Origin of the sequence: Marinobacter sp. ATCH36 (assembly GCF_023555055.1) — a bacterium.
Taxonomy (GTDB): Bacteria; Pseudomonadota; Gammaproteobacteria; order Pseudomonadales; family Oleiphilaceae; genus Marinobacter.
This window is the reverse complement of the sequence record NZ_JAMJPL010000001.1, coordinates 1,564,572-1,579,019: the sequence shown is the minus strand read 5'-3', so window position 1 is coordinate 1,579,019 and position 14,448 is coordinate 1,564,572. Positions and strand designations below refer to the sequence as shown.

The following is a 14,448-nucleotide window of genomic DNA, read 5'->3' as shown; positions in this document are numbered from 1 at the left end:
CGGCGACCGGGGCGGTCACACTGCACTGCCCCGGTCGGTCTGGAGAACACTATGTTGCAACAGGTGAATTCATTTCTCGACCGCGTGCTCGCCGGTGTTGAAGTTGGCTCGCTCTGGTTTGCCCGGGCAGGAGGCGTGATGATCCTGCTGACCGTGGCCCTGGTCACCATTGAAGTGGCCTCACGGGTGTTTATAGGTCGTTCGGCGGTTCACGCCACCGAGCTGACGGGCTACATCATGGCCATCAGCGCCAGCTGGTCCTTCGCCTACACCCTGATGTGCAAGGCACATATTCGCATTGATGCCCTGTACCTGACCTTTCCCATGAAAGTTCGGGGCGTGCTTGACCTGGTCGCGCTACTGGCATTGGCGATGTTCTCCATCCTCGTAGTCGACGCGGTTTTCTCCGTCCTCAGCCACTCCTACAGCGGCGGCTCCACCGCCAATACGCCACTGGGCACTCCCTTGTGGATGCCACAGGCGCTGTGGTTTGTGGGATTGATCTGGTTTGGTTTTGCCGTGTGTGTGGTTTCCCTGAGAGCCTTTTTCGGCCTGCTCAGCGGCGACACCGAAGGTGTGCAGAAACTGGCAGGAAGTCCGACGCTGGACGAACAGATTAGCGATGAAAACAGGGAAGCACGCTCATGATCATTACCGCACTGGTTATTCTGATGGTTCTGCTGCTTCTGAGCGTTCCTGTCGCGGCCACGCTGATTGCACTGGCCCTGGTGCTGGCGGAACTGTTCTCGCCGTTCCCGCTGCTCAATGCAATGGGGGATGTGCTCTGGTCGGCCTCTGACAAATACCTGCTGATCGCTATTCCGCTGTTTATCCTGCTGGGCGAGATTCTGGTGCGCACCGGCATCGCCCGTGGCACCTACCGTTCCCTGGAGAGCTGGATGTCCTGGCTGCCAGGGGGTCTGCTGCACGCCAATATCGGCACCGCGACCCTGTTTTCAGCCACCTCCGGTTCCAGTGTTGCCACGGCGGCCACCATCGGCACGGTCGCATTGCCGCAAGGGAAGGAAATGGGTTACGACCCCAAACTCTTTACCGGTTCGATTGCCGCCGGCGGCACCCTGGGCATCATGATTCCGCCGTCGATCAACCTGATTGTTTATGGATTTCTGACCGAAACCTCGATTCCGCAGCTGTTTGCCGCCGGTCTGATACCGGGCCTGCTGCTTGCTCTCATGTTCATTGTTGGCACCGCGTTGATCTGTATCTGGAAACCGAGTCTTGGAGGACCCAGCGTAACGCACAGTTGGGGAGATCGTTTCTCCGGCCTCAAACACCTGGTGCCGGTATTGACGCTGTTCGGTATCGTGGTCGGGTCCATCTATGCTGGTGTGGCAACACCGACCGAAGCGGCCTCTCTAGGTGTGCTTGGCGCCATGGTGATCGCCCTGTCCATGGGTAAATTGTCCATTAAAGTGATCGTCCAGGCCCTGGACGGCACCATGAAGACCACCGGCATGATCATGCTGATCATCATTGCATCCTACTTCCTGAATTTTGTGCTCGCCTCAGCGGGGGTTACTCGCGAGCTGACCGCTTTCCTGGAAAACGCCGGTCTTGGCCCCTATTCCACGCTGATCCTTGTCATCCTGCTTTACATCGTGCTCGGTTTCTTCATTGAGACGCTGTCGCTGATGGTCATCACCATTCCCCTCGTCGCCCCCATCATCATTGCACTGGGATTCGATCCGGTGTGGCTGGGCATCCTGATCATTCTGCTTATTGAGATGGCGCTCATCACTCCGCCCGTGGGGCTCAACCTCTACGTGGTTCAGGGTGTGCGTGAAAGCGGACCCTTTAGCGACGTGATGAAAGGTGCCATGCCCTACGTCGGCATCATGTTCCTGATGGCGATCGTTCTGGTGTTGTTCCCGCAGGTGGCCACGTTCCTCCCCGACCTGATGAAGTAACTATCCATGAACCCAAATTATCGGAGTGACTCAATGACAAACTTCCAACTTCCAGACAGCCAGGAACCCATTCAGGTTGATGTCCGCGAGCTGGTCATCGCCGGCTGGGCAGGACGGGTGCAGTCTGCCATCGACGAACACATCGAAGAGCTGAAGGACATTGGCGTAACACCGCCTTCCAGCACCCCGCTGTTCTACCGCGTAGCTGCGAACCAGCTCACCACTGCCCCTGATATCCAGGTGCTGAGTGAAGCGACCAGCGGCGAGGCAGAGGTGGTTCTGATCGGCACTGACCAGGGTACGCTGGTCGGTATCGGATCCGATCACACCGATCGCGAAGCCGAAGCCTGGTCCGTGGCCCATTCCAAACAGGTCTGCGCCAAGCCTGTCAGCTTTCAGGTGTGGCGGCTGGACAGCGTGATCGACCACTGGGATGAACTGCAGATGGCATCCTACGCCACCATTGATGGCAAAGAGGTATTGTATCAGGAAGGTCCAATCACTGGCCTGCTGCATCCGGCGGAGCTGCTGCGGCGCTTTGGATTGAACAAAGCGGAGCTGGCAACGGGACAGGCCATGCTGTGTGGCACACTTCCGGTGATCGGTGAGCTACGCCCGGCACAGGCTTTTCGCATGGTGCTGAAAGATCCTGTCTCTGGTCGCGAACTTCAGCACCAGTACAACATCCACACACTGCCGGTGGTCGCATGAACAGCGAAAATCAATTGGCCCAACTGCTCGCCGACATGACCGAAAACCAGAAGCGGGCCACGGAGCTACTGGAGCGTTGCCTGGCCAACGCCGACGCCTACGACGATGCCAAAGCCCAGGTCTACACCAAGCGCTTTGATAAAGCCGCGCGCGCCGAGGCCGACGCCGTTGACCGCCTTCGCCATGCCGGGGTGCCTGCAGGACAACTTGCCGGACTGCCCATCGCCCTCAAGGCACTGTTTGATGTCGCCGGCGAAGTCACCCATGCGGGATCCCGGGGCTGGCAAGCACCGGCACAATCCGATGCAGTTATTGTTTCCCGTTTGCGGCGTGAAGGCGCGGTGATTGCCGGTCACACCAATATGACTGAATTCGCCTACTCCGGGCTGGGATTGAACCCCCATTACGGAACGCCGGACAACCCGCTGGCGCCTGGTCGCATTCCGGGGGGCTCATCCTGTGGCGCTGCCGTGGCGGTCGCCAGGGGAATGGCAGCGGCGGCCATCGGCACCGATACCGGTGGCTCCGTTCGCATCCCGGCGGCACTCTGTGGCCTGGTGGGGTTCAAACCCTCCCAGTACCGTGTTCCTCTCAAGGGCACCTTCCCTCTATCCGCAAGCCTCGACTCCATCGGCCCCATCGCCCCCACGGTCGACTGCTGCGCCCGCATCGATGCGGTGCTGTCCGGTCTCCGGTATCAGACGCTCAGGCCGTTCTCGCTGAAAGGCTTGCGTTTTGTTGTCCCGACCGATTACATGCTGGACGATCTGGATGACACCGTTGCAACGGCGTTTAGCCGCAGCCTGAAGATTCTGGCTGACGCCGGCGCCACTATTATTGAAGCGCCTGCACCGGTACTTGCCGCAATCCCCGAGCTCATGGAGGGTGGAGGCTTCACCGCCGCCGAGAGCTACTTCGTGCATCGCCAGTCACTGGCGGACCATGGCGACCAGTACGACCCTCGTGTGCGCGGCCGGATAGAACGGGGCGCAGCCATCACCGCCGCCGATTACCTGGAGCTTTGCCGCCGCCGGCAGCAACGCAAGCAAGAAGCCGACGCCTGGCTGCGGGACTATGACGGCCTGCTGGCCCCGACGGTTCCAGTGGTTCCCCCACGATTCGAAGAACTGGTGGCTGACGAGGATTATGCCCGCCTCAACCTGCTGATCCTGCGCAACCCTACCGTGGCAAACATGCTGGACCTGTGCTCGGCTACCGTGCCCAATCACGAGCCTGGAGACCTGCCAAGCGGGTTGATGCTGATCGGTCGCAATGGCGCCGATACAACTCTGTTGCGGCTGGCGCAGGCCATCGAAAGCGCGTTGTAACAACCATGCTGACCATTTTGCTGACCAAGCTCATTGCCACCGCGCTGGTGGTCATTGGCGTTTCGGTGGCGGTGGCGAAACTGGGCCCGAGGTTGGGTGGCATCATTGCCGGAACGCCCATCATTCTTGGCCCCGGCTACTTTTTCATGTTGCAGGAGTGGCCTGCGGCATTCATCCGCGATGCGGCACTGGCCACGCTCCATGCGCTGATCGCCACCCTGCTGTTCAGCATCAGTTTCGTGTTGACTGCCGGACGGCTCGGTGCCCTGGCGAGTCTTGGTGTGGCGACTCTGGTCTGGATTCCGGCCGCTTATCTGTTCTCGTTAACTCCCGGCGGCGTCGCTGTAGCTGTGGTAATTTATGCCGGGGTGCTGCTGGCGGCGGAAGTTATCAAAAGGGCTCTTGCCCTGAAACAGCCCAATGTGGCGGCGGTCTCCGGCTGGTATGACGTGGTGCTGAGGGGGCTCCTCGGCGGTTTGCTCGTCGCGGTCGCCACTACGCTGGCTGCGCGCTCAGGCCCGATGCTGTCGGGCATACTCGTGGGCTTTCCCGTGGGCCTGTTTACCATCGGTTGGGCACTTCAAGACCGCTACGGCCCTGACGTCGCCCGGGCCACCGTCGCCGCCGCGCAGCAAGGCATGCTTAGCCTCGTTGCCTTCGCCGTGGTTACCGCAGTTGTGGTAAGCCATGTCCCACCGATGGTGACGTTCGTATTTGCCCTGCTGGCATCCGTTGCCGTCAGTGGCCTGCTGTTCATGGTGAGCCAGTGGCGATTTCGTCGCACATATGGCCACCTGCTGGATTACTCAACCAAAAACAAAGAGAAATCGCACCCATGAGTGACAGAAGCATCGACTCCAGCACACCCGTGACCGACTCCCGCTCCGGTGGTGAAAATGCCCGCCGCATCCTCCGGCGGGACCCGAATCCGCATATGTTCCGGCCGATCCGTTTTCGGTCGGTGGAGGCGCGTAACCGCATCATGCTCTCTCCCATGTGCCAGTATTCCGGCCAGGAAGGACTCTCCAACGACTGGCACTTTGTGCATTTGGGCGCGAGGGCCGCTGGCGGTGCCGGCTGGGTATTCACCGAAGCAGTCCACATTGAACCCCGGGGGAGAATCACGCCCCATTGTCTGGGCCTGTGGAATGACGAACAGCGTGACCGGCTTGCCCGTATCGCCCGCTTCGTTTCCGATCAGGGTGCAGTGCCCGGCATACAGCTCGGCCACGCCGGCCGCAAAGCCTCGGTGGGCCGTCCCTGGGAGGGCTCGCATCCACTGCGTGCAGACACCGGCGGTTGGGAAGACCTGGTGTCCGCATCCGCGCTGCCCTATGCCGCCCAGTGGCAGGTGCCCGCCGCGATGACCCACAACCAGATCGGCGAATCGCTGGAGTCCCTGAAAACCGCTACCCGCCGCGCGCGGCAGGCCGGTTTCAGGGCGCTGGAACTACACGGCGCCCACGGCTATCTGATTCATCAGTTCCTGTCACCGCTGAGCAACCAGCGCACCGATGAGTACGGCGGCACCTTTGAAAACCGTATTCGCTTCCTGCAGGAATCCATCGCAGTAGTGCGGGAGGAATGGCCAGACGACCTGCCCCTGTTCCTGCGCCTGTCCTGCACCGACTGGGTCGAAGGCGGCTGGACCCTGGACGACACCGTGCAGCTGGCTACACTGTTGCGATTCCAGGGCGATGTGGACCTGATAGACTGTTCTTCCGGTGGCAACGATCCGCGCCAGCAGATCCCGATTCATCCTGGTTACCAGGTTCCGCTGGCACAAGCCGTGCGCTCACGAGCGGACATTCCCACCGGTGCCGTTGGCCTGATTCACAGCCCGGACCTTGCCGAATCGATTATTGCCAACGGCCAGGCCGATCTGGTGATTCTGGGGCGGGCGTTGCTGTCAGACCCGGCATGGCCCTTACGTGCGGCCGCCACTCTGAAAGCCGAAAACGTCGCATGGCCCAAACAGTATGAGCGGTCGAACATCTTCTGAGCCGTTGCACACGTCATTGAATATGACGGAGGGATAACATGACATCTTTACTGCTGAACGCCGATATGGGGGAGAGTTTTGGCCCCTGGGTAATGGGGCTGGATCACGAAGTAATGCCCCATGTGGATCTGGCCAACATAGCCTGTGGCTTTCACGCCTCGGACCCGGACGTCATGCGCCGTACCGTGCGCATGGCGGCGGAGCATTCTGTCGGGGTCGGGGCCCACCCCGCCTACCCGGATCTGGTGGGTTTTGGCCGACGTTCCATGGCCTGTTCACCGGCGGAAATCGAAAACCTCGTGCTGTATCAGGTGGGTGCCCTGGCGGCCATGTGCCGTGCGGAAGGCACTGCAATCCGCTACGTGAAACCCCACGGTGCCCTGTATAACGACATGGCCCGCAAGCCGGAGATTTTCACTGCGGTCGCCCGCGCGATTCTGGCGTACGATCCCGAGTTGCCACTGATGACCCTGGCAACCCGCGACACCAGTGCAATACGTGAACTGGCGGGCGAGCACCGAATCACACTCTGGTTTGAAGCTTTTGCCGACCGCGCGTACGACGGTGACGGCCGGTTGGTTTCGCGATCGCAGGCCGGTGCAGTGCATCACGCTCCTGACGTTATTCTTGATCAGGCCCAACGCATTGCCACAGGGCAACCACTGACCGCCAGTAACGGTAGTGATCTGGTACTCACTGCGGACACCCTTTGTGTCCACGGCGATAACGAAGAGTCGGTGGCGTCCGTTCGTGCCATCCGCCAAATGCTCAACACGCTTGGCCCACAAAGATGAAACCGGCACGTTTACCCTGCCTGGAGCGGGCCGGCCTTGATGGCTGGATGGTGAGGCTGTTCGACAGTATCGAGGAAAACAACCTGCTGTGGCTGACGGCCCTTGCTAAAGAATGCGAGGCCGCCTTCAGCGACACCCTGGTGGATCTGGTGCCGTCCTACACCACTCTGCTGGTGGTTTTCGATCCGCTTCGTATAACGCCATGCGAGGCAAGACAAAAACTGATCGAGATACTGGCCCGCCTCAAGCCCGCGGAAGCCGGCGCAGGCGGCAAACTGCATGAACTGCCTACCTGGTACCATCAACAAACAGGCCCCGACCTGCAGCGTGTCGCTGACCTGTCTGATCTGTCGGTCGAATCAGTGATTGAAGCACACAGCAGCCGGGAGTACCGCGTGTTCGCCCTGGGCTTTGCCCCCGGCTTCGCCTTTATGGGTTTGCTGGACGAAGCACTGACCTGCCCGCGCCTGGACACACCACGCCAGAAAGTACCCGCCGGCAGCGTTGCCATTGCCGGGCAGCAGACCGCTGCCTACCCGGTGGTCACGCCTGGTGGCTGGAACCTGATTGGACGTACCCCGGCACGCCTGTTTGACCGCAACCGCGAAGGGTTCAGCCTGCTTCGGGTCGGTGACCGCGTCAGCTTCGTACCGGTGGACCAGGCCACATTCGAGGCGCAGGGTGGCGACACCACAGCCACTGACCGGGAGTTGGCCAAATGAGCAAGAGCAACAAGGCCGGATTTCGCGTTTCCCGTTCCGGCCCCCTTGCCCTGCTTCAGGACGCAGGCCGTTTCGGAGTCCGGCATCTGGGGGTCACCCAGGGCGGGCCGGCCGACCTGCACGCCTGGGCCTGGGCCAACCGCCTGGCAGGCAATCCCTGGGGCACCGCCGTGCTGGAAATCACCTTCGGTGGGCTGGAACTTGTAGCCGAGCGGGATCTGACTATTGCGCTGACCGGCGCCAATTTGGGCGTCAGGCACAATCAGCAATCCGCACCCATGTGGAGAACAATGGCCATCAGAGCCGGCGATACGCTTACCTTCGGTTCACCAGTTAACGGCTTACGAGCCTACCTCGCGGTAGCCGGAGGTTTCCGAGGTGACACTGTCATGGGAAGCGCCGCCTGCGTGGTACGGGAACAGCTAGGCGGATTTGACGGCCTGGGGACCAGCCTGAGCGAGGGCGACACCCTTACTGTGAACGAAGCGGAAAGCACTCCGGCCGATCAGATTGCGCCGGAATCGGAACAGCGGGACTACCGCCAAACCACCACACTGGACCTGCTTCCGGGTGCACAGATAGCAGCATTTACCGGTAAGAGCCTGTTTGATGCTTTCAATTCACAGTGGCAGGTGGACCAGCGCGCGGACCGCATGGGCGTTCGCCTCACCGGTCCGGCACTTCAGTGCACCATCGGCTCACTGGTGTCGGAAGGAATTTCACTGGGCGCTGTTCAGGTACCACCGGATGGCCAGCCAATCGCTCTGCTGAATGACCGGCAGACCATTGGCGGCTACCCGCGCCTTGGTAACCTGACGCCACTGGCGGCCAGTCGCCTGGCGCAATGCATGCCAGGGCAGACGGTTCGCCTCAGAGCTGCCGGCATAGACAGCGCACTGAGACAACACCGGCAGTTTCTCCACTCGCTGCGCTGAACCAATCCCTCAGGCTCGGCCCAGGAACCGGCGCTCTTCCACATTGATTTTGATCCGGTCGCCAGTGGAAATATGCTCAGGCACCTGAATAACCAGACCCGTGGTGAGCCGGGCAGGTTTGGTCCTTGCCGTTGCAGATCCGCCTTTGACGGAGGGGTCGGTTTCTTCAATGACAAGGTCTACCGTAGGGGGCAAGTCCAGAGCCACAGGCGCATCGCTGACAAGAATGACCATCAATCCCTGGGTATCCTCGCTGATGAACAGCAACTCATCGGCAATCGCCTCGCCATTCAGACTGTATTGTGTGAAGTCTTCAGTATCCATGAAGACGTACTCTTCGCCGTCTGAATAGGAGAACGTGGCTGGCCTGCGCACCAGGTCCGCCAGGTTCAGCATGTCGGAATCTTTGAACGTCTGGTCGACCTTGTAGCCAGTCACCACGTCGTAAAGACGCATTCGATAAAGGCTGCCGCCGGCTCGCCCCTGCGGCACCGACCGCTCAATATCCTTGACGAAGTACACGCCACCCTCGTACTCAACCGCCGAATTCTTCTTGATTTCACCTGCTTTTGGCATTGCTTCTGTTTCCGTGACAAAAGTGAAAATAAACGGTTAACCAGACCCTGAATGTTTACGCCATCAGACCCAGATGCTCCGCATCCTTCAGAATACAATCATCCAGGAGTTCCAGGTATTCCGCCTTGGCCTTGCGCTTGGTTTGTTTGTGGGCCGTCATGTTGAGTTTCCTGAACTGTTGCGCCACTTCATTAGCCCGCGCCTTGAGCTTTTCTGGTGCGACAATTTCATCCAGAAAGCCGGCCTGAACTGCACCGGTCGGGTTGAAGATTTCAGCATTCACCACGGAGCGATAGAAATGGGCTGGCGACAGTCGGTGCCGTGCAATCTCGATACCGGCATGGTGCATGGTCATGCCGATCGCTACCTCGTTGAGACCCAGTTTAAAGTCCCCTTCAATGCCAATGCGGTAATCCACTGACAGCAGCACGAAGGCACCCTTGGCAATCGCGTGTCCGCTGCAGGCACCAATGACAGGCAGCGGAAATGCAGCCAGACGACGCGTAAACGTCGATCCAACCTTGACCAGGGCGGAGGCCTCTTTCGGGCCTTTCTGCATTTCCTTCAGGTCATAGCCACCGGAAAGAATGCCTGGCTGCCCGGTCAGGATAACCACTGCTTTGTCTTCTTCAGCCCGATCAAAGGCGTGATTCAACGCCTCAAACACTTCATGGCTGAGCGCATTGGCCTTGCCGTTACTGATAGTGATTGTGGCTACGCCATCTTCCAATTGGTAATTTACAAGGTCCGTCACCGGCATATCCTCTTGCTGAAATTAAATTTTGAGGTGGTGAACTTTGCCACCTCGTGTCCTGACTAGCCACCCTCCGGGGTTCGTCGCGCTTATCTCCTCGCTCAAAAGCTCGACATCTCGTCCTGCAAGTCGCGCTTCAACTCCTCCGGCTCTGTGATCCACAGGGTGTTATCACGCCCGGGAAACACCCCCACCTGCAAGCCATCCCTGGTAAGCCCCGGTACCCATTTCTTGAAAAAATCAGGCAGGGAGATGCTTTTCGGCGAGAGATCGTCAGAGTCTTTTGCGTAATCGGCTGCGAAAGCCGAGCTGGGCCAGACAGGTAGGTGAGCAATATCGCCATTTTCCGATTCGATTTTCAGAAAGCGGTTATCCGCATTCACCAGAATCCAGATTTCCCGCTCCTCACCAACAAGGCTCAGGAAATAATCGTATCGCTCCTCTCCATCCAGCTCGAGGATCTGATTCAGTTCGTCATTGTTCATCGTATTCACCAACGTTCATACTTTGGAAAGGTTGCGCGCCCCACTCACCTGCTAAACTCTCGTACTCGAAGCTCTTTTGAGCGGCGGAGTATGATTCCATAAACGCGCTCTGCAGGAAATCGGTAATCATTCATGGAGACCAGCCGTATGACACTTCATCTTGAACTTGCACCTCTGATCAGCCTGGGCGCTGGCATAGGCATCCTGGTATTCCCGAAACTGCTTAACTATATCGTCGCAGGCTACCTGATCGCCCTGGGAGTGCTGGGACTGCTGGGGCACTCTTTTTAAGAGAACAAACCCCATGACAGGAAAGCCCGGGCCGAACCCAGCACCCGGGCCTCAGCGATCCACATGGCCGAGCGAGCGCTGAGGATCAATTTCATCGCGTACCAGTTGCTTGAGCACCTTGATCTCCGGGAATCCCTGCTGTTCCTTACGGGACCAGATCCGCTTGTCGTTAACCCAGACTTCGAAAATGCCGCCACTTCCAGGATGCAGGGCCAGTGAGTCCAGCTCGCCTTCGAACGTAGTCAACAGTTCCTGTGCCATCCAGGCTGATCGAAGCAGCCAGCGGCACCCTGTGCAGTAATGGATATCAACTCTGTTTGTCATCGCGCCAGTCTACTTTGCCATATTGTCATTCGCTAAAAACTCGACCTTCCCCGCAACAGTATCTGCACCTGATCGATACTGTCATCGCCATCCAGCGGAAACGCAAAATCCAGGTGCAGCATCCGCTGAACTTCAATCCGGCTGGAGGCCAGCCTCAGGCCGAATCCTATATCTTTCAGTACTCCATCGTCCGGGCCATTGTTACGGCCATCGTCGAACCAGGCTCGGCCCACATCAGTGAACAACACCCCACCCAGCCGAAACAGTTTGAACGGGTGCCAGTCCGGGAAAAAGCGGCGCTCCAGCGTCCATAGCGCCCGCCGGTTGCCCTGCTGGTAGTCACTCGGATAACCGCGGAGGCCATTCTCACCGCCAATCAGAAGCTGCTGGTCGACGGTCAGGTTATGGGCTGCGGTTACGGACAGATTGGTGTACCAACTATTCCAACGCACTACCCCACCATGAAAGTACTCCAGGCTGAGCGTTCCCTGAAGATTTTCGAATCGGTCATCATCCAGCCGATAGTTTCCGCTCTGGCTGATTCCGTAACGCGCGTAGTTGGTTGCGGTGGCCAGTAGCGCATCCTGAAAATCCACATTCAGCACAACGCGATCCTCGGTTGCCCCGAGGCCCGGAGACGAGTAACCCAGCTCCGTTCGCCATACAAACCCATCCCGAACATCCTCAACACGCTGCAGCTGGGTCAGGTTTGTCATCTCCCGGAAGCGGTTTTCACGGTAGTCGAAACCGATCCAGGGGTAACTCAGCGTGCGGTCCTCCGGCAGCAAATCCAGGTCGGCCTCATCCGGCAGGCGTTCAAATTCCAGGGCATCATAACGGTAGCCGGCAAGTAACCGAACCTGCCGGTCATTGCGCTCCAACAGTCGCCACCCCACGTCAACACTGACAAATTCCTGGCTACGGCGGTAATCAGCGATAGCCTCGGCACCCACAAATCGGGACTGCTCACGCACGTCGTCCAAACCACTCAACCCAAAACGCCAGTCGGCACTGTCGCTGAAAAACGGTCGTTCCAGATAGGCACTGCGGCCACGGCCATCGCTGCGGTCATCGTAGGCGAACCCGCTCTGCCAATGGGAACCCAGAACATTCGGATCATCAAAATACACACTGGTTTCGGTGCGGTCGGGATCTTTCGTGTAGGAAACCCCCAGGCTCTTCCCGGAACCGAGAAAATTCGGGTCGGAAAGACCGGTGTTGGTGGTGTTTTCACCACCGGACCGCGATCCCCCGACAGTGGGCAGCAGCGTCCAGGTATCCCGCGCCAGAACACTCACCTCCACCTCATCCCCACAGACATGGGTCGCGCCGACCCAGGCGGCCGTCAGGTACTCGCGCTGGCGAAGGACGCGCTCGGACTCGGCAATCAAAGCCGGGTCGTAGGGGTCCCCTTCGTTGAACACCAGCTGGGCACGCAGAGCCGACTCCCAGGTGGGCGTATTCAGCGCATTCAGGGTGCGGTAAAGAAAATTGTCCTGTTCCGGATCACTGACATCAAAAATGGGGCGACGAACAATGCGGACCTGGCCAATGCGGGCCCCCGCAGGGATTACCAGGTCACTCTGGCGTGCCAACTGGTCCCGGGGCTGGTCAAGGTCGATCGACTCTGGCTGAACGTCGCTGGCGATACATTGATCCGTGTCTGGTTCGGCACCTGCAGCCGGGCTGGCCAGGAATAATCCACTAGCGAGAAGCAGCCACCTGAAAGCTCCCGAGCCGCAACGCGGCCTACGCGAGAACACCCCGGATGACACGCTGCTTCCCAACATCGCGGTGCGAATCATGATTGATCACACTAAACCCATACCGCCGTCAATGTCCTCGTACGCCTCGCCGATGCCGGCGGACGCTCCCGTAATCCAAACGGTTTGTGTGGGCATACCCGATATATCCTTGACGTGTCAGATTGTATTGGCAAACAGTCTGACAAAGAGACTACACCAGCCCCTGCTCCCGTGCCATTGCCATCGCCGCTTTGGGCCCCGTCCAGAGTGAAGGCAGGATAATCAGCGATACGGGTATCGCCGTCATTACAATGAATTGTTGCAACACCCCGATCTGCCCCGCTCCCATATAAAGAAGAATGGCCGCCATCAGGGCCATGGCACCACCCCAGAATACCCGAATCCAGGGACTTGGCTCATCATGGCCGGCACCAACCATGGCAATGGCATAACTCATGGAGTCGCCCGTGGTGGCAACGAATATGGTTGTGAGCAGCAGAATCGCCGCCGCCATCCAGGTACCACCAGGCAGTGCCTGAGCCACCGTCAGCGTGGCAACGTCAAAACGGAAATTGTTCAGCGCGTCGGTCAGGTCGAACGTGCCCGCTAGCTGATGGTAGATACCGGAACCACCGAGCAGGGTAAACCAGATGGTGGTAGCTATCGGTGCCAACAGGGCCACCGCCAGAATCATCTCCCGCACGGTTCGCCCGCGGGAAATGCGCGAGACGAAGACCGCCATCAATGGTGTGTAACCGATAAACCAGGCAAAGAAAAACACCGTCCACCATTTCATCCACCATTCCGGCGCAGTCTCGGCCGTCATGGTTGCCATCGCGAAGAAGGAGCTTGCGTACTCGCCCATGGACTGGGTGTAGGTATTGGCAAGAAACAACGTTGGGCCGAAGATAAAAATCACCGCGGCAATGGCCAAAGCCAACAGCACGTTAAAGCGGCTGAGAAGCTGAATGCCTTTGTGCAACCCGGTCATGGCGGATGTCATGTACACACCGGCAAGAATGACCAGCACTGTCAATTGGGTGCCATAGCCATCAGGCACTCCAAACAGCTCGTGCAAGCCAAAACTCATCTGGGTCGCCAGGAATCCGATCGGGCCAACGGTACCTGCCACCACGGCAATCACACAGAAAGCATCAATCACCCCACCAAGGCGACCCTGAATCACCTTCTCGCCAAACACCGGATACAACAACGTTCGTGGCTGAAGAGGCTTGCCCTGGCCGTAATGGGCCCGGCTTAGCACCAGGGCCGTCAAAGACCCCAACACCGCCCAGGCGAGGAATCCCCAGTGGGTGAACGACTGGGCCATGGCTGGCGCTACGGCAGCCGCGGTACCTGCCTCGGTATCAAAGGCCGGTGGCGTCACCACGAAATGATAAACCGGCTCGCCCGCGGCAAAAAACACACCGCCTCCGGCCAGCAGGGTGCACATGATCATCGACAGCCAGCGGAACCGCCCGATTTCCGGTCGGTCAAGATCGCCGATTCGTGCTGCGCCTGCGCGGCTGAGGGCCGTGCCGATTGCGATGAAAAATGTCAGTAACAGCAAAACCTGGAAGAAGGACCCCAGGTAGGTCGCTGTCCAGGCAAAGCCACTCCCGATGAGGTCAGCGACGTAATTGCTGTTCATTATCGAGGCGCCCACGAACAGCAGGATAAAGCCGATAGTTAGCACCAGCACTACCGGATCGCTGTCAGCCAGAGCACTGGATTTTGCCCGCGGGGCGGACGGAGATTTTGCGGTCATAAGATCAGTCTCTCGAAGAAAAAGCCGCGCAGGCTACAGGAAATGTCATGTCCATGCACGCATGAGATGGAAGCTACGCACGGGA

General features: G+C 59.0%; 16 protein-coding genes. 10 read left to right on the top strand and 6 right to left on the bottom strand.

The window, feature by feature from the left end; genetic code table 11:
• The first annotated feature begins 51 nt into the window (after positions 1-51).
• From M8010_RS07215 to M8010_RS07175, 9 genes are all read left to right on the top strand, one after another.
• Positions 52-648: a TRAP transporter small permease subunit gene (locus M8010_RS07215; RefSeq protein ID WP_250089931.1), complete on the top strand. Its 597-nt coding sequence runs from the start codon at positions 52-54 to the stop codon at positions 646-648.
• Positions 645-1,928 (top strand): TRAP transporter large permease, encoded by a 1,284-nt coding sequence (locus M8010_RS07210; RefSeq protein WP_250089929.1) that lies wholly within the window; start codon positions 645-647, stop codon positions 1,926-1,928. The genes M8010_RS07215 and M8010_RS07210 overlap by 4 nt, the downstream gene beginning before the upstream one ends.
• Before the next feature lie 33 nt (positions 1,929-1,961).
• Positions 1,962-2,639: a DUF2848 domain-containing protein gene (locus M8010_RS07205; RefSeq protein WP_250089928.1), complete on the top strand. Its 678-nt coding sequence runs from the start codon at positions 1,962-1,964 to the stop codon at positions 2,637-2,639.
• On the top strand, positions 2,636-3,967 hold the full coding sequence (locus M8010_RS07200) for an amidase (RefSeq protein WP_250089927.1): 1,332 nt from the start codon (positions 2,636-2,638) through the stop codon (positions 3,965-3,967). Before M8010_RS07205 ends, M8010_RS07200 begins: the two co-directional genes overlap by 4 nt.
• Before the next feature lie 5 nt (positions 3,968-3,972).
• The gene (locus M8010_RS07195) at positions 3,973-4,806 is read left to right on the top strand and encodes a hypothetical protein (protein WP_250089925.1); all 834 of its coding nucleotides are present in this window, start codon (positions 3,973-3,975) and stop codon (positions 4,804-4,806) included.
• 95 nt (positions 4,807-4,901) lie between these two features.
• Positions 4,902-5,969: an NADH:flavin oxidoreductase/NADH oxidase gene (locus tag M8010_RS07190; protein ID WP_250090153.1), complete on the top strand. Its 1,068-nt coding sequence runs from the start codon at positions 4,902-4,904 to the stop codon at positions 5,967-5,969.
• A gap of 38 nt (positions 5,970-6,007) precedes the next feature.
• Positions 6,008-6,763, top strand: a complete 756-nt coding sequence (locus M8010_RS07185) for a 5-oxoprolinase subunit PxpA (RefSeq protein WP_250089924.1) — start codon at positions 6,008-6,010, stop codon at positions 6,761-6,763.
• Positions 6,760-7,485, top strand: a complete 726-nt coding sequence (gene pxpB / locus M8010_RS07180) for a 5-oxoprolinase subunit PxpB (RefSeq protein ID WP_250089923.1) — start codon at positions 6,760-6,762, stop codon at positions 7,483-7,485. Before M8010_RS07185 ends, pxpB begins: the two co-directional genes overlap by 4 nt.
• Positions 7,482-8,420, top strand: coding sequence for a 5-oxoprolinase subunit C family protein (locus M8010_RS07175; protein ID WP_250089921.1), 939 nt, complete (start codon positions 7,482-7,484; stop codon positions 8,418-8,420). The genes pxpB and M8010_RS07175 overlap by 4 nt, the downstream gene beginning before the upstream one ends.
• A 9-nt stretch (positions 8,421-8,429) precedes the next feature.
• Here the strand turns inward: M8010_RS07175 and efpL are convergent, their stop codons facing one another.
• From efpL to M8010_RS07160, 3 genes are all read right to left on the bottom strand, one after another.
• Entirely contained in the window at positions 8,430-8,996 is a 567-nt protein-coding gene (gene efpL, locus M8010_RS07170; RefSeq protein ID WP_250089919.1) for an elongation factor P-like protein EfpL, read from the bottom strand.
• A gap of 55 nt (positions 8,997-9,051) precedes the next feature.
• Positions 9,052-9,750 (bottom strand): crotonase/enoyl-CoA hydratase family protein, encoded by a 699-nt coding sequence (locus M8010_RS07165; RefSeq protein WP_250089918.1) that lies wholly within the window; start codon positions 9,748-9,750, stop codon positions 9,052-9,054.
• Positions 9,751-9,851: 101 nt separating this feature from the next.
• Positions 9,852-10,235, bottom strand: coding sequence for a DUF2750 domain-containing protein (locus M8010_RS07160; RefSeq protein WP_250089917.1), 384 nt, complete (start codon positions 10,233-10,235; stop codon positions 9,852-9,854).
• A 147-nt stretch (positions 10,236-10,382) separates the two neighbouring features.
• Between M8010_RS07160 and M8010_RS07155 the strand changes: the two genes are divergently transcribed.
• Positions 10,383-10,526, top strand: coding sequence for a DUF3096 domain-containing protein (locus M8010_RS07155; protein WP_135802898.1), 144 nt, complete (start codon positions 10,383-10,385; stop codon positions 10,524-10,526).
• Between the two features lie 51 nt (positions 10,527-10,577).
• Here the strand turns inward: M8010_RS07155 and M8010_RS07150 are convergent, their stop codons facing one another.
• The 3 genes from M8010_RS07150 to M8010_RS07140 form a co-directional block, all read right to left on the bottom strand.
• Positions 10,578-10,850: an Rdx family protein gene (locus M8010_RS07150; protein ID WP_250089916.1), complete on the bottom strand. Its 273-nt coding sequence runs from the start codon at positions 10,848-10,850 to the stop codon at positions 10,578-10,580.
• Positions 10,851-10,882: 32 nt separating this feature from the next.
• Positions 10,883-12,655: a BamA/TamA family outer membrane protein gene (locus M8010_RS07145; RefSeq protein WP_250089915.1), complete on the bottom strand. Its 1,773-nt coding sequence runs from the start codon at positions 12,653-12,655 to the stop codon at positions 10,883-10,885.
• A gap of 151 nt (positions 12,656-12,806) precedes the next feature.
• Entirely contained in the window at positions 12,807-14,363 is a 1,557-nt protein-coding gene (locus M8010_RS07140; RefSeq protein ID WP_250089913.1) for a BCCT family transporter, read from the bottom strand.
• Positions 14,364-14,448 lie beyond the last annotated feature (85 nt).